Raw genomic sequence first — 16,687 nt, forward strand, 5'->3', positions numbered from 1 at the left:
CTGGCGCTATGACGTGAACTGGTGTGGCGAGATGCCGAGATGCCGAGGAATCTGACTGACTCGCTGTCAATGTCAAGATCTACGGGTCACAGTTGACCCCCTGACTTGGGTCACCCCGGTAGTGGCCGAGGGCTGGCAAGGCGCTGACCTGCGGTGATGCGGTGCCCAGGGCATCGCCAAGGCACTAAGCGAGCTAGCACTGCGACTCCCAGGGTGCGGGTGCGTGCGCTCGTTGGGCTGGAATGGCGCTTGGGTCTGCCGACTCCATGTGCAAGCTTGCCCGAATTGCGTTGTGTAAGAGGAGAACTCGCGCACCCGCTGAACGATCCCGCGCAATCAGGAACATCTGCCCGGTCGAGCGACACGGGAGGAGTCCTTTGGATTTGCACCCAAGTGAGGGGCTGATCGCGCAGTTCTCGAGGGAATCAGCGCTCTGACCTGCACAAACGCCTTCGGGCGTGGGCACGGTTAAGGCACTAAGGCCATTGAGCCAACTCAGGTAGTACGAGGTGAGGCCAGTGTGGCCCTTCTCGGTGGCGTCCATGGCGGCGACTTGCCGGGTCAGGTAGTCGTACCCGGAGCCCGCCGTCAGCTTGTGAATGCTCATCGTCACACCCACCTGAAGGCAGGTGAGTGGCTCTGGCGGTCAGTAATTGAAAAGGAAATACTGGCGCTATGACGTGAACTGGTGTGGCGAGATGCCGAGATGCCGAGGAATCTGACTGACTCGCTGTCAATGTCAAGATCTACGGGTCACAGTTGACCCGGTCCCCGTACGCATCGGGTCCGGACCGCTCATCTGCTGGACGAGGTCGAGGCAGACCAGGTTCGGCTCGGCGACGAGGCGTCTGACTGGCTTCGAAGAAAGCGACGTGTCGGAGTTGCAGACGCCGGCCTAGACTGGGACGGGCCTCGGCCTTGAGCTCCGATGGGTCGGACTCGAATCGGCCGAGTGCGCCACGCCACGGCAGACGCCGAATCGGCGGTGCAGGTGCCCGGCAACGGCGGCGTCGGATAGGACGCAGGTAGTCAACGACCCCGGCTCTGGCGAACCGGGGTGCGGGTGATCGCCACGAGTCTTGGATCGGCACCCGCCTGACTCGCACTTCATATTCTGCGGCCCTGGTTGGGGCTTGGGCCGTATCGTTCTCGTCGCCATGCTGAGAGCACCTGTACCTGAAGCGTTGGTGTGGGCGAGTGTCACTCGTCCACCGGTTCCGCTCGTCTACTTGGACCTGAACCACTACATCGAAATGGCCAAGGCCAGCCGGGCAGCGGACGGCCATGTCATGGACTCAGGCAGACCCATCAGAGTCCTCCCTGGGTATACGGACCTCTTGGCGGCGGCTCGCCGTGCAAAGACGGAGCGTCGCGCGGTGTTCCCTCTCTCCGCGGTCCACTTCCAGGAGGTCGCGCACTCGGTTCCGAGTCCGCGCCAACGCGGTCACGTCGCGGACGTGATGGAGGAGCTATCGGACTTCACCTATCTCCCCGGCCGGCCATCCATCGTCGAAATGGAGATCGCCGCGGGTCTCGACAAGGTCTATGGCGCGCCACCGAGCTATGCCTCGATGCCGCTCCTGGGGGACTCCGCGCTGTGGGCGTTTGGCAGAAGCGGTGGATTCAGGTTCTTCAACGAGATCACTGGCGAAGACACCGAAGCACAACTGCGTGAGGAACTCGGCGACGAGGCGTTCGAGAACCAGTTGGTCGAGATGCGCTACTTCATGGAGCGCAAGCTCCTGGAAGGCCCGCAGGACTCCGAGATCGCGGACCTCCGCGCCCGTGGCTACGCCCCTGAGACCTTCCAAGTCGGCACCGAGAGCCGCCTGGCATTCGAGCTCGAGACCTCGGCGACCCTCAAGAAGTACCCATCCTGGCGACGCGGTCGCTTGCGCGACCTCATCTTCGCCCGCGAGGTCACGCACGAAGGAATGACTGCTTTCGTTCACCACCTCCAGCAACGTGAAGAAAAGGGCCTTCCGCACGAACTTCCCGAGGCCGCCGAGATGGTGACTCTCTGGGCCGCGATGCCGCAGATCCAAGTCGCGGCCACTATGAAGACTCGCTATCACCGCAACCCGGGTCACCGGTGGAAGACCAATCACATCGCCGACATCGACGCCCTCGCAGTCGCGTACGCCTACTGCGACGCGCTGCTCACCGATGCCGAGGCACGAACCGCTCTGTCGAGCGCCCCAGAGCTTCGCAGCTTCGGGGCTTATCTTCCGCTCAACGCTGCAGAGATGGCCGGCTGGATTGACAGCTTTCCCGAGGTCGCGAGTCCAGACGACCATGTGCCCCATCCACTTCGGGCTCAGCCGGACACCAAGCCTCCCGCCCCTCTGTGACCCGGCTGGTGCCGGTTGGAACTTGCGCTGCCCGCGGCGCCTGCTCCAGCCTCCACGGGCATGGCATCACAGCGACACAGCCCGCTGGCACGAGTCAGGTAGGGCATGCGGGAGATCGGGATGTTCGCCAACCAGAACAGCGCCTGCCGTTCCAGCCAGCGACCAGGTGACGGCCGCGCCAGGGCTGGGGAGACTGGGTTGGCAGAACTGTCGGTGCGGATCGGTAGCCTCCTCGGTGAGACGAACGTCGTCCTCGATCAGCGAAAGGTGCTCCGTGGCCCGCCCCTATCGGTCGGAAATGGCCGAACTCTCAGCCACCCTTGACTGGGTCAATAGTGCTGATATCTCGGACCTCGTGACGTGCCTTGAACGAGGGATGAGTAGGCCGATTGTCGCGGTTGGGTCGGGAGGGTCGCTCTCGGCGGCGTATCACTTGGCGCGCTTGCACCGTACGTTTGCTCTCGAGCCAAGTGCAGCGTTGACTCCTTATCAGTTCCGAACTGAGCCAATTCAACACGATTCGCATTGTTGGATCTTTAGCGCAGGTGGCTCGAACGTCGACGTCGTAGCGGCGGTTTCCGCCGCGCGCCGGGCCGAAGTGGCCGCCGTGAACGTCGTAACAGTTCGTAGTCGAAGCGCTCTCTCTCGAGTTGCGAGTGCCGATCCAGTCGTACGGTTCCATCACCTGGGCATTCCGTCGAAGAAGGATGGCTTCCTTGCGACCAACTCTCTGCTAGCCTTCTGTGCCGTCACCACCCGGGCCTACCTCCAACTAGAAGGTCGTGAAGAGGAGTGGCACGCCATCTCCAAACTGCTTGAGGAGAACCTCGGCGAGACGTACCGGGGCGGCTGGCGCGAAGCGGCCCTTTCCGCCGCAGGACGCGAGCACCTGGTGGTCCTCCACGACGCAAACACCAGCTTGGGTGCGTTTGACCTGGAGTCGAAGTTGATCGAGGCTGGGATCGTCGGAGTGCAACTAGCCGACTACCGACACTTCGCGCACGGCCGCCATCACTGGCTAGCAAAGAACGGATCCAATAGCGGCGTGCTGGCCCTTGTCTCGGACTCGGATAGGTCGTTGGCCCGACGGACGACCCGGTTGCTGCCTACCGACCTCCCAACGGCTGTCATCGACATCCCGGGCGAGCGCGAAGCAGCCCAATTAACGTCGATCCTCGCGGCCTTCCACATCACCGAAGCCCTGGGGTTCGCACGAGGCATCGACCCGGGCCAACCCGGTGTGCCTGACTTCGGCCGCAAGCTCTACGGACTTCCACTGGGAAAGCCGCAGGCTAGGTCGCGGTCACAGATGTCGATCGCCCGCAAAGAGCAACAGCGGCCAACACCGAAGAGCTCCGACCTTCGACAGTCTTCGGCAGAGGCCCTCGCAGCGGCCTACCGAGCCTTCGAGATGAATCTCGCGAACACCGCGCTTGGAGGCATCGTCTTCGACTACGACGGAACGATCGTGGACACACCTGACCGATTCCAGCCGCCGCGCGACGACGTCACTGCAGAGTTGATTCGCATACTCAGCGGAGGTTTGCCCCTAGGAATCGCCACAGGCCGAGGGAGATCTGCTGGCTCCGACCTGAGGCAGGTCATCCCCGAAGACCTCTGGTCGCTCGTAACGGTCGGCTACTACAACGGGGCAGAGATTCGCGAGCTCGGGGATACCCAGCCCCTGGCTGGCGTCGAGCAGCCCGCCGGACCACTTGCTCTGCTGCACGATCAGCTCAGAGGCGACGGGGGCGGACTGAAGCTCACCCTTCGACGACACCAGCTGACTGTCCAGGCCGAAGGAGGACTCTCAGAGGACAGACTGTGGGAAAGCGTCCAAGCTGTCGTTGCAGAACAGGGTCTGACGTCACTCCGCGTCGTGCGATCGAGTCACTCGATCGACGTCCTTGACTCCGACGCCTCGAAGCTCAACGTCGTTGCCGCAGTGGCGTCACATGCGAAGACGAATGACATCCTGCGAATCGGGGACCGTGGCTGCTGGCCCGGCAACGACCACGAGATGCTGGCGTCACCCCTTGGCCTCAGTGTCGAACAGGTCAGTCCAGACCTGGCGAGGTGCTGGAACATCGCACCAGAAGCGCTGCGGGGGAGCCGCGCGACCCTTTACTATTTGCGATCGGTGGAGGTGCAGGACGGACTTGGCAGATTCAGGGTGGAGGGCGAATGAACCCGGACCTTGGCCTACGGGTCTTGAGCAGCGTCATGGACTGGGACGACGACAAAGCCCACGACCAGTTCCAGCGCCTTCGCCTCATGGCGACGTTAAAGTACGACGGCTACCGCGACTTCGAGGCTGGTGTCCGTTTCACCGAGAGCTTGGCATCCTGGCTCCAGCAGTTTGATTCGGATCAGAGGGAAGCTGCCTACGAGTTCATCATGACCAGGCTGGTGTACATCGGTCCTTCTGAGATGGAAAAGCTCGTCGGGCAGTTCTATGCGAACTTCGTCCACCCCGAGTTGCTCACGGCGGTCGCCAAGCAGATGGACACCCCGCGGCACACTCTCCTGGCCAACGAAGAGGCGCGCGAGCGCATCGGCAGACTGCGCCGCCGGACGCTCTTCCTTGGTCTGAGCGACGGCGCGAGGGTCGACTACATCCGTCACCAGAACGTCGGCCTGATCACCAACGAACAGGTCGTTGGCTCGACCCAGCTCGACCGCGCAAAGTGGGAGGATCTCCTGGATGAGCTCCGCGGGGATCTCAAGGACGATGATGCCACCTTCCGAGCCGTGTACTTGATCGATGATTTCGCAGCGACCGGTACCTCCTTCTTCCGGCTCGCCGACGGCAAGGCCAAGGGGAAGTTGTCCAAGTTCGCTACGTCGGTGCAAGAAGCCCAAGACGTGCTCGAAGCGAGGATCTTCGAAGACGATTACCAAGTCTTCATCCACCACTATGTCGGCACCGCCAAAGCGAGGAAAGAGCTGGCCGATCGCCTCGATGCTGGAAAGGGCGCCTTAGCCAAAGCCGGGCTTCCGCCGAACATCTCGACCACGTATGGGCTCTGGTTACCGGAGTCCCTCCCGCTTGACGCAGACAACCCCGCCGACGGTGCATTCCTCGCGCTCGCTAATGAGTACTACGACGACTCCATCACCAGCAGGCACACCGCTGTAGGCGGCACCGCCGACATGAAGCTCGGCTACGGCGGGTGCGCGTTGCCACTCATTCTCGACCACAACACCCCGAACAACTCGATGCCGCTTCTCTGGGCAGAGACGGCTGGCTCCGCACCAGCGGACGGCAAGGACGCGGTCCCGGCGATGAGACCGCTCTTTCGGCGCCGACAGCGGCATATTTAAGGGGACTACGGTGGCCAATCCATTCGAGAAGCGTGCAACTGAGTACCTCGCCGACAGCGAGGCTTTCTTGGCCGTGGTGACCCCTGAGCCGCTCATGACCTTCTTCAAGCAGCCGGCGACGGACGGCACGCTGTACGACCGGCTTGCGATCGTGACGGGCACACCAGGCAGTGGGAAGACCACGCTTGCTCGTTTGTTTGAGTACGACACTGTCCGCAGCCTGCTCCGCAACCGCAACGTCAGAACGTATCGCTCGCTCGCAGATGCCCTCACTCAATGCGGCGTATTGGAAGACCTGACTCCGAAGGTTCTTGGTGCGCGGGTACCCCTCGAATCGGAGTACCGGGACTTCTGGGAATTTCCCTACCCCGAAGAGATTCGGATGTCCCTAACAACACGGCTACTCGAAGCGCGGTCGGTAATCCGCTGGCTGCGCCAACTCAACGAGTCCAGCGTCGTGTTGAGCGAGGTTGAGATCGTTCCTCGAGCTGGCGCCGAGGCGGCGCTAGAACAGATTGGCGGGCGCGACGGTCAGGCGGTTCTTGACAGGGCCCGCGACGTCGAGCGGGCGCTCTACAAGATTGTCCGCGCACTGGTACCGCCTCCGCTGGATTCGTTGGGAGACGCTGTCAGCGAGGCATACCACCCCTTCGACGTAGTGGAGACGATTAGCTTTCCGTGGGAGGGGCAGCGCATCAACGCCGCCCCGCTGGCGATGTTCGACGACGCACATTCCCTCCATCCCGTCCAGTACGAACGACTGGAGCGCTGGCTCACTCAACGTGAGATGCGGGTTGGACGCTGGATCCTCACCCGACTCGACGCCCTTAATCCGGCACGTGTGCTTGGTCAAGAAGGCGAACCTGACGTTCAGAAGTTGCGGGTCACCACCGAGATTCGGATGCAGCTAACCGAGCGACGAGCCACACGGACCGCCTTCCGCAAGATGGCCAGAGATATGTCGAACCGCTACCTGGGGCAGATCGAGCCGTTCAGCCGCAGGGGTCTTACGGACTTCAGTGATTTGCTAGCCACGGAGATCGCTGCTCCGACGGAGAAGAGGCTCGGGGAGCTCGCTGGACGAGTAGGCGTCGTTCAACGGCGGGTCGGTGCCTCCGATTCCCAGCGCCGCGAACTTCAAGCCAAGGTTGAGGGCTACCTCGATCGGTCATCGGCCAACACCAGTGACCCGGCGTTGATCCTCGCCGCAACCGCCATCGCCCTCGAACGATTCGGCAAGCGCACTCCTCAACTAGCCCTCGACGTGTTCAGTGATGAGGACCTCGAACCGAACAAGCCGATCACCATCGACTCGAGCGTGATCGACGGCGCTCGTATCCACCTGCTGCACGAATGGGACGCTCCTTACTACGTTGGCTTCGACGCCCTATGCGATGCCTCGTCGGAAAATGCCGAGCAGTTCCTCCACCTCGCCGGCCGCCTGGTGACGCAAGCAGAAACCCAACTCGTGCGAGGAAAGCGAGCCCTGCTGTCTGCGCATGACCAGCATCGTCTCATCCGGCAACGCTCAACGGAGATCATTGAGGCCTGGGATTTCCCCCACCACAGAGAAGTGCGAGCGCTCACTGAGTTGATGGCCAAGCAATGCGTCGATCGGAGCCTTGAGGGCAATGCATCACTGGGCGGTGGCCCCAACGCTTGGGGTATCCCGCAGGAGCAATTCGAGGCACTACCGGACAAGCATCCCGGTCTCGCCCGGATCTTGCAGTTCGCTGTCGCCTACAACGCCCTGGTGTTGAAGACTGAGCACTCGACAAAGAACCGGCTGTGGTGCCTCCTTGAGCTTGGCGGCCCCGTGGCGGTGGCCAACGGGCTCACCCTGCGCCGTGGGGGCTTCTTGGAGCGTGACGTTCGGAACCTAATAGCTGGCGTCGAGGTCGCCTGAAATGCGCGAAGAGGGACGCTACAGCGAGTGCGTCATGCACCGGTCCGACGACGTCAGCCCGTTCTTCGCGTCGTACTTCCAAGGACGAAACGTCCTCGTGGTCGGTGGCGCCGGATTCGACCCGCGCGCCTGCAACGCGGTTCAGCACCTCCACCGCAGCGGCGCCCAGGTGCAACTCCACCTCATCCGAGAGCACAGGCCCGGACCCACGGACGCTCTGACGGCTGCTGCAGAGAAGAACCTCGAGTTGTTCCAAGAACTGGCATCGACATTACACGTGACTGATGTCGAGATCTTCGGCAACGACGGCGCGATCGTCGGAGGAAGACGAGCAGCTCACGCAGTGAGCGAACTGGACCTCAGGTCCTACGACGACGTCATCGTGGACATCAGTGCGCTTTCGATCGGAACCAGCTTCCCGATCGTGCGCCTCCTGGTCGAGGAGTTCGCCCGCAAGGTGCAACCCAAGAATCTCCACGTCACGGTCACCCACGATCCAGGCATCGATGCGCGGATCACGCGGACTGCCGGGGACCGCCCGGGGTGGGTCCACGGTTTCAGCGGAGCACTCGGCGTTGACCGCGATCAGAGCCCTGCGAGGCTATGGATGCCCCAGCTTGCCTCGGGGGCTCAGCAGGAAATCCGCCGGATCTACGACTTCGTTCAGCCCGACGACACGTGCCCCATCCTGCCCTTCCCCGCACGCGATCCGAGGTTGGCAGACGACCTCGCGCTCGAGTATCGAGAAGAACTGCTGAGCACCTGGGAGGTCGACGTCCGCAACATCGTGTACGCCGATGAGGACGATCCCCTCGACGTCTATCGGACCATCTTGCGCATCGATGATCTGCGCAAGCCGGTCTTCGAAGGCAGCGGAGGCTCCGCCACCATCGTGTCGCCTACGAGTAGCAAGCTCACGGCACTCGGGGCACTCATGGCCAGCATGGAGCGGGATCTTCCCGTCGCCTATCTTGAGGCTGAAAACTACGAACTCGAAGCCCCGGCGGCGACCCCATCCATGACCAGCCAGATTGCGGCAAGCCCGGGCCTGTTGCATCTCTGGCTCGAAGGCGAGGCGTACGCTAGCTGGCGTCCGGCCCTGAGAAGAGAGGTCTGAGAGATGCCTGAACAGGCTCCGAAAATTCTGGGCACTGGGCTGGTCGCCTTGGATCTCGTGGTGAGCGCTGACCCCGATTCACCGGTGCGATCGTGGGCAGGAGGAACCTGTGGAAACGTCCTCTCCATCCTTGCGTGGCTGGGTTGGGACGCATACCCGATTGCGCGCCTGAACGACGATGCAGCCGCAGTGCGGGTCAAAGCAGACTTCAAGAGGTGGGGCGTCCACCTTGATCTCGCGGACTGCGGCCCAGCGGCCAACACCCCGATCATCGTCCAGCAGATCAAGGCGTCAAGCAGTGGCGGCTCTACCCACAGATTCTCCTGGTCGTGCCTGCGCTGCGGTGGCTGGCTGCCGTCCTTCAAGCCGATCACCCGTCACGTCGTTGACCAGGTCGTTCCGTACATCCCCGAAACCTCGGTGTACTTCTTCGACCGCGTCTCACGAGGAGCCCTAGACCTAGCGACTCAAGCCTCCGAAGGCGGCGCCGTCGTCATGTTCGAGCCCTCCGGACGCGGCGACGAGAAACTGTTCAAAGAAGCGCTCGGACTCGCGCACATCGTGAAGTACGCCGACCAGCGCATGGCCGATTTGGCGGCCAGCGATGGTTCAGGCAACCTGCGGCTCGAGATTCAGACGCTGGGATCTGAAGGTCTCCGATTCAGGCTCCCGCGCAATCGGCGCAACCCCGGATGGCGAACGCTGAATTCCGCGCCGGCTCCGGACGTACGCGATTCGTGCGGATCCGGAGACTGGTGCACCGCCGGCATCTTGTCAAAGCTCGCAAGCCGTGGGGTTGAGACGTTGGACGCCGCATCCGTCACCTCCGTCACCACTGCGTTGAAGTTCGGCCAGGAACTCGCGGCTTGGAATTGCGCATTCGAAGGCGCGCGAGGCGGAATGTACGCCCAGTCGCAAGCCGTCGCGGTTCGGCCCGACCTGTTCCTTCCTGCGGCGTCTCACGCGGCCACCCAGCACGTCAACAACAGCCCTGCGGCAGACCTCGTCAGCTGCCCAAGGTGTGAGGCCGCTTGACCGCAAGGCCTAGTCGCCGACCAGCCGAGTGGCGGGCACGCTGGCCCGCACGGCTCGACTAAGAATTGACGAGATCGGCCGGAAGTCTGATGGACCCCATAGATCGCCAGAGACCCACTCTGACGAGGCGAGGTGACGTCTGGGCCTGATTTGAATCGACCGCTACGTGACCCGCGCGGAGGACCGGGGTGAGCCGGCGTAGCAGAACGTGGCCGTCCTGGCGCAAAGCCCCGAGCAAGGCTTTTCCTGGGCGCCATGTCGTTATCTAGGATCGTGTATTTGCTGGCCAACAGCCCGTGAAAAGGTTAGCGGCTGAGCCGGGGGTTGCGTGTTCGGCTGTGATCACCGACGGCGTAGCGTTTGTACGCCGTGCCTGCTTGCGCGGCGATGGCTTCGGATTTGCCGGTGTGGTAGCCGAGCATGCCGGCGACCACAGCTGGTGGCGCTTGCAGGAGCATCTCGCGTAGGGCCCGTGAGCGGCCGGGCATGTTGGGGATGTCCAGGTTGCTCAGCCTCAATCGTATTGAGGTGGGGTGCAGCGGCTGTCCGGCGCGGCGGCCGGGGAACAGCCAGGTGCTGTTCTTGTTGGTGGCGGTGGTCAGGTTCGGCCGGGCTGCGAGGTAGTCGGTGATGATCGCGGCGAAGATCGCCGGCACCGGGGCGGGTGGGTCACCGAGCCGGATCAACATCTGTCCGTCTTCGTCGACGCTGATGTCGTCGAGGGTGAGCCGGGTGATCCGGTTCAACGGTTGGGCGTAGAGCAGGATGAGCATCGCGATCACGCGTTCGGTCAGGTCCATGCCGTCACCGGCATGGATGCGGCGCAGTAGCTCGACGCGGTGGCGCAGGCTGATCGGCTTCGGGACTGGCTCACGGGTGGGCGGCAGCCTCAGCTGCTGCATCCGCTTCGTGCGGATCGCCCACACCAGGAATGGCCGCGAGGCGCGTTTTCGAGCATCGGCGGCGTTCGCGAACCACCGATCCAAGTCGGCTTGGCCGCAGCCAGGCAGGTCGACGCCGCAGCTGGCGAGGTGCTCGAGAAAGGCCGCGGCGACGCGCAGCCGGTGTCGGGCGTTCTGGTCACGGTAGTGGCCCACCGGTCCGTTGTCGGCGGCCGAGCGGAGTCGGTGCAGGACCGACCAGGTGGCGTAGGTCTGCAGGATCTTGCGCTGCGCAGGATCGGTGATCTGGTCCAGCCACTTGGGAAGCCATTGCTCGAAGAGCACCAGGTGACGGTCGACCGGTGGCAGCACCCCAGACTCGATGAGCAGATCTCTGACGTGCACCACCGACTTCAGTGGCGACAGGTGGGACAGACCGTCGTGGGTGAGCGGGACATCGCCGCGGGCCAGGGCACGCAGGATCGGCGGGACGTGGGGTTTGGACAGCCACAAGATCCCGACTCGGGGCCGGTGCATGGCCACGATTCGGTCATAGAAGGCGACGAGCTCGGGGCGGATCTGCCCGGTGCCGTCGTCGAGATGAGCAGCAAGCCGATCGCCCAGAACGCAGCGGCCGCAGACGCCGCGGTACTCGTTCGACCCCTCGTTTCCGCAGCGAGTGCAGGTGAAGTCGCCGATGCCGCCGGCACAATCGGTGCAGCATGCTGCACCGTCCTGGGTCAGACCGGGCAGCAGCCGATCGACACCGCAGCCGGGACAGACGCCGTAGGTCTCACGAGCCTTGGAGTAACAGCCGCCACAGATCCATCCCTCGGGCCACCTCCTGACAGCGACCAGGACCCGGCCGCGTGAGTCCGGGGGAACCGGGCGGTTGCGCACCGGCAGCCGCAGCGGCCGCTGGCACCGGGCACACACGAACGTGGCAGCTTCGTTGACGTCCCGGTGTGGGGAGCGACCTGGCCGGGCGTGATCTGGCGGGGTGTTCACTCCTCGGGTCGCACGATCCGTGCCCGGACCGGCTTCAATTCGCCAAGCTCGCCCACCCTGGCAGGGGCGGGCCGGTCGCCGGAGACGACCTTGCGGACACCGACACTGGTGGCCTCGGTGGGGATCAGCTCGGCCGCGTCGACGGCGAAGATGTCACACAACGCCGCCAGGATCGGCAGCGAGAGCCGTTCCGGGGTGCTGGTGACGAGCCGGTGCACCTGGGAGGCAGACAAGACGATGCCGCGCTCGGCTAGCAGCGGGACCAGCTCGGTGGTGGCATACATCTGGTTCTCGGCCATCACCTCCCGCAGCCGCCACTGGTACGACACCTTCCACCGCTGCCGGACGGGCCTCTTGTTCGGCGTCGGGCTCATGCCAGACCTCCCAATCCATCGGTACCGACATCGGGATCGAGCACCCCGTCGAGCGCGCCCGTCAGTGCCCCGCCGAGTGCCTCGTTGAGCATCCCGTCCAGGACGCGTCGCAGGGTGCGGGTGCGGAAGTCGGAGGAGACGTGGGTGTAGATCGAGGTAGTCGAGGCGTGGTTGTGGCCGACCTGTTCCTGCACGAAGCGAGGGTCCCAGCCGTCCTCGATCAGATGCGTCACGTAGGAGCGTCGCAGTGAGTGGAAGTCCAGCCCGGGCCCCATGCCCAACGCGTCGCGGTAGGACGCGAGGCGGTGATTGATGACCTCCAGACCCACTCGTGGGGCGCGCTCCGAGGGCCACACTGCGGGATTCTCGTCGGTCCCGAACACGGGCCGGACCTCGTCGAACCACTGCTCGAGGACCTCGACCGACCAGGGCCATACCGTCAACACGCTGCGCCGCTTGGGCGCGGAACCACGGGCCGCCTTGCCGTATCGGACGTAGAGGACGCCGTACTCGCCGAACTCCGCGCCGTCGGGATTGCGGCCGAAGTCGGCGACATCGAGCATCCGGGTCTCGTTGCGGCGGAGCCCATAGGCGTAGGCAACCTTGATCATCGTGGCGTCGCGGAACGCCGACATCCAGCCCTTACGACCCAGTCGCCGCTTGACCTCAACCTGCTCATCGGCGTAGTCGAACAGCGCCTGCAACTCGGCCCTGGTGAAGGGCCGCTTCGTCGGCTCGGATTCCACCTCAGCGACGTGAGCCGCGGCGTTGACCTCGTTGATCACCTGGATCGGGTGGGTTCCGAACCGTCGTTCGCACTCCTCGGTCCACGCGTATGCGGGATCACCCAGGTAGTCGCAGAAGCCGCGGATCGCGACCTGATAGCCGCGCACCGTCGACCGGCTGCAGTGTCGGATCGCGCGTAGATCGGCGAACCACTCATCGGCCAGCTGCGCCGACCACTCCCACGGGAACGCTCCGGCATGCTCACCGAAGGCTCGCACCTGCCGGACCCGGTTGCGGATCGTCGCCGGCGCAAGGTTGCGGGCCAGCATCTGGTTATTCCAGCCCTCCAGCATCGCCTCGTACACCTGCGGCTCGGGGTGCAGCAGCGGTACGCCCCCGACCTCACGAATAGGCCTTCGAGTGACGGTGTCTGCGGTCCCAACTCGACCGCCCGACAACGCCACTCCTGACCTGCGCAGATGCAGATTCTCGTCGCTAAACAAGCTCTGTGGCGTGATCGCATCCGCTGCGATTCGCCACAGAACTACCGAGAATGCAAGAGGTGTGTGGGACTTCGACTTTGGGATTTTGAGAGGGGGTACGGGGTGCGGGATCGGGGCTGGCTGGCTGCGCGGGATCTGTGTGGGTGGTTGTGACCGCTGAGAGGGCTCGGACTGTCTTAGGGGTGTGCGACGGTTTGACACGAGAAAGGTGCGCATCGATGGGCAAGCAGACGATCAAGCAGGAGGCGCGTCGAGCGGCGCTGGACGCGCAATCGAAGCGGCGCGAGGAACGCGCTGAGCGGGAGCGTCGCCTGGAGCGGCTCGCGATTGAGGTGCTGGTCGCCGTCCGTGAACGCGAGGCGGCGGTGTTGGACGCCGACCGTCGTGCGGGCAAGGCGCTGATCGAGATGATCGAGACGGAGCGGCTCTCGGCGCGCGAGGCGGTGCAGTGGTGCGGGGACGAGCTGAGCGCGCGCGAGGTCGCACGCCTGCGGCGAGTGGCGGCGGACGCGGCGGACGCGGCGGCGGAGGGTGATGCAGATAGCGCAGCGGCTGCGTCCAAGGTGCCGACAGAGGCCGCGCCTGAGTCGGTCACGGCGGACGACGCAACCGAGTCGCCGTCCGTGGCGTCGTGAGCCGGTGAGCGCGCGGCGACTCGGTCCGGTCGGCGTGGCCGCGCTGGCTGAGGCGCTGGCCGACCCGGTCGTCGTCGCGCGCTACGCGGCCAAGGTCGTGCAGGTCCCCGGCTCGGACTGCGCCTGGTGGACGGGAGCGATCAGTGGACGTGGCCACGGGCGGTTCTGGTTTGGTGAGCGTCGGGTGGTGGTGGCCCATCGGTTCGCGTTCGGCTTGGCGTACGGCGCGGACCGTCTTGACGACGTGCGGGTACTCGGGCACAAGTGCGACAACCCGTTATGCCAGCGGGTCGGGCCGGGGCATGTGGTGGCCTCGTCGGCGGCGGAGAACCGGCGCGAGTGGGTTGCACGACGGACGTTGACAGGGTCTCCACTGGGTGACCCGCGCGGCGCGCGTCGTCGGGCGCGCGAGCTGCGCGACATGGCGCGGCGCGATCCCGGCGAGGTCGCGGCCGACCTGGAGCGGTTGCGGGCACTGTTCGGGGAGCAGCTCGCGTTGTGGTGACGCGACGAGGCGACCGGTTCGGTGGGAGCCGGTCGCCTCGTCTTGTCAGGGCAGGAACTACACGGTGAGGCACTCGACAATCTCGGCGGTGTTGGCCATGCCGGTCAACGCTGCTGCGAGGGCGCGAGCGGTGCGGGGGGTGACGGTGAGGGCGTCGCCTTCGACGGCCACGGTGACGGTCGCGGGGCCGTCGTGGCCGCGTCGGACGGCGGCGGTCAGCACGGTGCCGTCGCCGTCGTGGAAGATGACAGACTCACCCAGCACCAACTGGATTCCGTCGGGGTGCGCGGTGACGCCGTCGCGTCGGGTACTGGTCATGAGGGTGACTCCTTGGCTGGTGAGTTTGTGTGGTTGGTGGCGGTCACGTCGCGTCGCTGGATCGGCGCGACGTGACCGCTGCTGTGGGGGTGGCTCAGGCCGGGACCAGTGCGTCCCACGCGGTGCGCTTGACCCGCGACAGGTCGTCGCTGGTGAGCAGCCGGGTCGCGCGGGCGGATGCCTGGTCGAGGTTGCCGCTGCGGACGGGGGAGAAGTGGTCGATGTACTCAACGACCGCCTGGTAGCCGGCCCACGCGGTGCCGCGAATGCCGGCCTGCGTCTCGGCGTCGTGCCACAGGTGCGACAGCTTGGCGCTGCGCTCTCGGTGCGCGTTGAGCGTGCGCACGGACGCCGATGCCGGTTCGGGGAAGCAGCGGCGCACGAGCGCGTCGAACTCGGCATCGGTCATCGTGGTCTGGATCAGCTTCTCGGCCTCGACCTCGAACTGCTCGCAGTAGGCGACGGTCAGCCCCAGCGCGTCGCGGGCCTCCTGCACGGCGCTTTTGGCGTTGGCGGTGTGCCGAATGCTGAAACTGGAGACGTGGTCGCGGAGCGCGGCTGCCTGCGTGTTCGCACACACCACGCGTACCGGGGTGATCAGGATGCGGAACGCCGACGAGCCGTCGTGACTGTTCAGCGCTGCGATGTTGAGGTCGACGCGGTCGGAGCCGCCGACCCTCAACGACTCCGGCAGTCGCATGGTGACGAACACCTGACGGCCCCCGCGCAGTGAGCCTGCGGTCTCAAAGATCGCGCCGGACTCGTGCGAGAGCGTGTTGAGGAAAGCGGCGTGCTCCTCGTTCTGCAAGGGGGTGTAGCCGGTGCCGACTACGCCCAGGGCCTCGGCGTTGCCGGTGAACGGGTTGGTTCGCACGGTCGCGAAGCCCGGCGCGTCCATCGTGGTGACGCCGTCCTCGGTGATCTCGGTTGCGGTCAGTGGCACCTTGCGGACGTTCCAGCCGCCCAGATTGCCGAGTGTCATCGCTTCCTCGGCGGTGAACGCTCGGTCGCGCACCACGGTGCCGAGTCGGTGCCACGCGTCCTTGCGGGCAAAGACGGCGGCGGCCTGGTCGCCGTGGGTCTCGATTTGGTGAGCCATGAGTGGTTCCTCTCGGGTGGTTCTCTGTCCTGACAAACTCAATTCTAATGTTTCTACTCTACTGAAATGAGTTGTCCACAGAGGCAGGTGAATTCGCGGACGCGAGGTCTGCGTGTTGTGCGCGAGCAAGGTCGTACTCGGCGTGCGCGGCGGCGTCGCGGGATCGGTAGGTGGTGTCGCCCGGGCGGCGGTCGCAGACGATGCGCCATTTGTGGTCGGGGTAGTTGCGGCTCACGCAGCCGATCGCGCCGTTGGGGTAGCGGACCTCGGGCACGTACCAGCCGCCGTGTCGCCATCGCTCGTAGGTGAACGTGGGGGAGGAGCCGGGCAGCGGCTCACTGTCCTGGCTCATGGGGTCGCGCCCATCGCAGCGCGGACCTGATCCATCGCGCGGGTCAGCAGCGCCTGGAGCTCCTCGCCGCTGCCCTCGATGACGGTCACCTCATCGCCTGCAACGAGCAGGGCCAGCGGACTCGTCACAGTGTCGTAGCCGAGTTCGACGCCAGCGTGCACGACCTCGGTGGCGGCGCAGCCAGCCGCGATGAACTCGTAGCGCACGCTCATCGGGCTGTCTCCTTCGCGGTCGTGGCCAGCCGGTGAAACACGCGCCGTCCTCCTTGCATGACCGCTACTGCCTCGATGCCGTTCTCGGCGGCGTGGGCGAGTTGCACCTCCGCGGCGGCAATCGCGCGGACGCGGGTCGGGATCATCGCCGCGTGGAACTTCAACCGGGTGGTGCCGTACGACGGGGTGACGAACAGGAAGCGTCGCTCCCCGGCGAACCGGACCTTGAGGAAGGCGCACACCTCGTCGCGAGGCTCGGTGTCGGTGTCGGGCTTGGTGCCCATGGTGGTGTCCTTTCGTGATGGGCCGGTGGTGCGCGGGAGGCGCGCCACCGGCCACGG

General features: G+C 64.9%; 16 protein-coding genes. 8 read left to right on the plus strand and 8 right to left on the minus strand.

The window, feature by feature from the left end; all coding sequences use genetic code 11:
* Positions 1 to 1,229 precede the first annotated feature (1,229 nt).
* The 6 genes from DR843_RS18705 to DR843_RS18730 all read left to right on the plus strand — a co-directional run bounded on the left by DR843_RS18705 (position 1,230) and on the right by DR843_RS18730 (position 9,733).
* Positions 1,230 to 2,351 carry a hypothetical protein gene (locus DR843_RS18705; protein ID WP_146202638.1) on the plus strand — a complete coding sequence of 374 codons (1,122 nt, stop codon included), beginning with the start codon at positions 1,230 to 1,232 and terminating at the stop codon, positions 2,349 to 2,351.
* A 607-nt stretch (positions 2,352 to 2,958) separates the two neighbouring features.
* Positions 2,959 to 4,539, plus strand: coding sequence for an HAD family hydrolase (locus DR843_RS18710; RefSeq protein WP_146202639.1), 1,581 nt, complete (start codon positions 2,959 to 2,961; stop codon positions 4,537 to 4,539).
* Positions 4,536 to 5,675 (plus strand): phosphoribosyltransferase-like protein, encoded by a 1,140-nt coding sequence (locus DR843_RS18715; RefSeq protein WP_109689254.1) that lies wholly within the window; start codon positions 4,536 to 4,538, stop codon positions 5,673 to 5,675. The genes DR843_RS18710 and DR843_RS18715 overlap by 4 nt, the downstream gene beginning before the upstream one ends.
* 10 nt (positions 5,676 to 5,685) lie before the next feature.
* Positions 5,686 to 7,581: a hypothetical protein gene (locus tag DR843_RS18720; RefSeq protein WP_109689256.1), complete on the plus strand. Its 1,896-nt coding sequence runs from the start codon at positions 5,686 to 5,688 to the stop codon at positions 7,579 to 7,581.
* A 1-nt stretch (position 7,582) separates the two neighbouring features.
* Positions 7,583 to 8,698 (plus strand): hypothetical protein, encoded by a 1,116-nt coding sequence (locus DR843_RS18725; RefSeq protein WP_109689258.1) that lies wholly within the window; start codon positions 7,583 to 7,585, stop codon positions 8,696 to 8,698.
* Positions 8,699 to 8,758: 60 nt separating this feature from the next.
* Positions 8,759 to 9,733: a carbohydrate kinase gene (locus DR843_RS18730; RefSeq protein ID WP_170119950.1), complete on the plus strand. Its 975-nt coding sequence runs from the start codon at positions 8,759 to 8,761 to the stop codon at positions 9,731 to 9,733.
* Between the two features lie 305 nt (positions 9,734 to 10,038).
* Here the strand turns inward: DR843_RS18730 and DR843_RS18735 are convergent, their stop codons facing one another.
* From DR843_RS18735 to DR843_RS18745, 3 genes are all read right to left on the minus strand, one after another.
* The gene (locus tag DR843_RS18735) at positions 10,039 to 11,550 is read right to left on the minus strand and encodes a site-specific integrase (protein WP_211310351.1); all 1,512 of its coding nucleotides are present in this window, start codon (positions 11,548 to 11,550) and stop codon (positions 10,039 to 10,041) included.
* Between the two features lie 68 nt (positions 11,551 to 11,618).
* The gene (locus tag DR843_RS18740) at positions 11,619 to 11,996 is read right to left on the minus strand and encodes a helix-turn-helix domain-containing protein (protein WP_109689262.1); all 378 of its coding nucleotides are present in this window, start codon (positions 11,994 to 11,996) and stop codon (positions 11,619 to 11,621) included.
* The gene (locus DR843_RS18745; protein WP_245934257.1) at positions 11,993 to 13,225 is read right to left on the minus strand and encodes a tyrosine-type recombinase/integrase; all 1,233 of its coding nucleotides are present in this window, start codon (positions 13,223 to 13,225) and stop codon (positions 11,993 to 11,995) included. Before DR843_RS18745 ends, DR843_RS18740 begins: the two co-directional genes overlap by 4 nt.
* 218 nt (positions 13,226 to 13,443) lie before the next feature.
* On the opposite strand from DR843_RS18745, the gene DR843_RS18750 reads away from it, so the two are divergent.
* The gene (locus DR843_RS18750) at positions 13,444 to 13,860 is read left to right on the plus strand and encodes a hypothetical protein (RefSeq protein WP_109689265.1); all 417 of its coding nucleotides are present in this window, start codon (positions 13,444 to 13,446) and stop codon (positions 13,858 to 13,860) included.
* 4 nt (positions 13,861 to 13,864) lie between these two features.
* Positions 13,865 to 14,365, plus strand: coding sequence for a hypothetical protein (locus DR843_RS18755; protein WP_109689267.1), 501 nt, complete (start codon positions 13,865 to 13,867; stop codon positions 14,363 to 14,365).
* A gap of 57 nt (positions 14,366 to 14,422) precedes the next feature.
* Here the strand turns inward: DR843_RS18755 and DR843_RS18760 are convergent, their stop codons facing one another.
* The 5 genes from DR843_RS18760 to DR843_RS18780 form a co-directional block, all read right to left on the minus strand.
* Positions 14,423 to 14,683, minus strand: coding sequence for a hypothetical protein (locus tag DR843_RS18760; protein WP_109689269.1), 261 nt, complete (start codon positions 14,681 to 14,683; stop codon positions 14,423 to 14,425).
* A 94-nt stretch (positions 14,684 to 14,777) separates the two neighbouring features.
* A complete protein-coding gene (locus tag DR843_RS18765) occupies positions 14,778 to 15,782 on the minus strand; it encodes a DUF932 domain-containing protein (RefSeq protein WP_109689271.1) in 1,005 nt (334 codons plus the stop codon).
* Between the two features lie 58 nt (positions 15,783 to 15,840).
* On the minus strand, positions 15,841 to 16,134 hold the full coding sequence (locus tag DR843_RS18770; protein WP_109689273.1) for a hypothetical protein: 294 nt from the start codon (positions 16,132 to 16,134) through the stop codon (positions 15,841 to 15,843).
* Positions 16,131 to 16,346, minus strand: coding sequence for a hypothetical protein (locus DR843_RS18775; protein WP_109689275.1), 216 nt, complete (start codon positions 16,344 to 16,346; stop codon positions 16,131 to 16,133). Before DR843_RS18775 ends, DR843_RS18770 begins: the two co-directional genes overlap by 4 nt.
* On the minus strand, positions 16,343 to 16,630 hold the full coding sequence (locus DR843_RS18780) for a hypothetical protein (RefSeq protein ID WP_109689277.1): 288 nt from the start codon (positions 16,628 to 16,630) through the stop codon (positions 16,343 to 16,345). The genes DR843_RS18775 and DR843_RS18780 overlap by 4 nt, the downstream gene beginning before the upstream one ends.
* Positions 16,631 to 16,687: the final 57 nt, after the last annotated feature.

This window comes from Branchiibius hedensis (assembly GCF_900108585.1).
Lineage (GTDB): Bacteria > Actinomycetota > Actinomycetes > Actinomycetales > Dermatophilaceae > Branchiibius > Branchiibius hedensis.

Bases quoted from the DNA above. Each gene is read 5' to 3' on its own strand.
- DR843_RS18725 (WP_109689258.1), top strand. From the start codon at position 7,583: ATGCGCGAAGAGGGACGCTACAGCGAGTGCGTCATGCACCGGTCCGAC.
- DR843_RS18750 (WP_109689265.1), top strand. From the start codon at position 13,444: ATGGGCAAGCAGACGATCAAGCAGGAGGCGCGTCGAGCGGCGCTGGAC.
- DR843_RS18760 (WP_109689269.1), bottom strand. From the start codon at position 14,683: ATGACCAGTACCCGACGCGACGGCGTCACCGCGCACCCCGACGGAATC.
- DR843_RS18715 (WP_109689254.1), top strand. From the start codon at position 4,536: ATGAACCCGGACCTTGGCCTACGGGTCTTGAGCAGCGTCATGGACTGG.
- DR843_RS18780 (WP_109689277.1), bottom strand. From the start codon at position 16,630: ATGGGCACCAAGCCCGACACCGACACCGAGCCTCGCGACGAGGTGTGC.
- DR843_RS18765 (WP_109689271.1), bottom strand. From the start codon at position 15,782: ATGGCTCACCAAATCGAGACCCACGGCGACCAGGCCGCCGCCGTCTTT.
- DR843_RS18740 (WP_109689262.1), bottom strand. From the start codon at position 11,996: ATGAGCCCGACGCCGAACAAGAGGCCCGTCCGGCAGCGGTGGAAGGTG.
- DR843_RS18770 (WP_109689273.1), bottom strand. From the start codon at position 16,134: ATGAGCCAGGACAGTGAGCCGCTGCCCGGCTCCTCCCCCACGTTCACC.
- DR843_RS18775 (WP_109689275.1), bottom strand. From the start codon at position 16,346: ATGAGCGTGCGCTACGAGTTCATCGCGGCTGGCTGCGCCGCCACCGAG.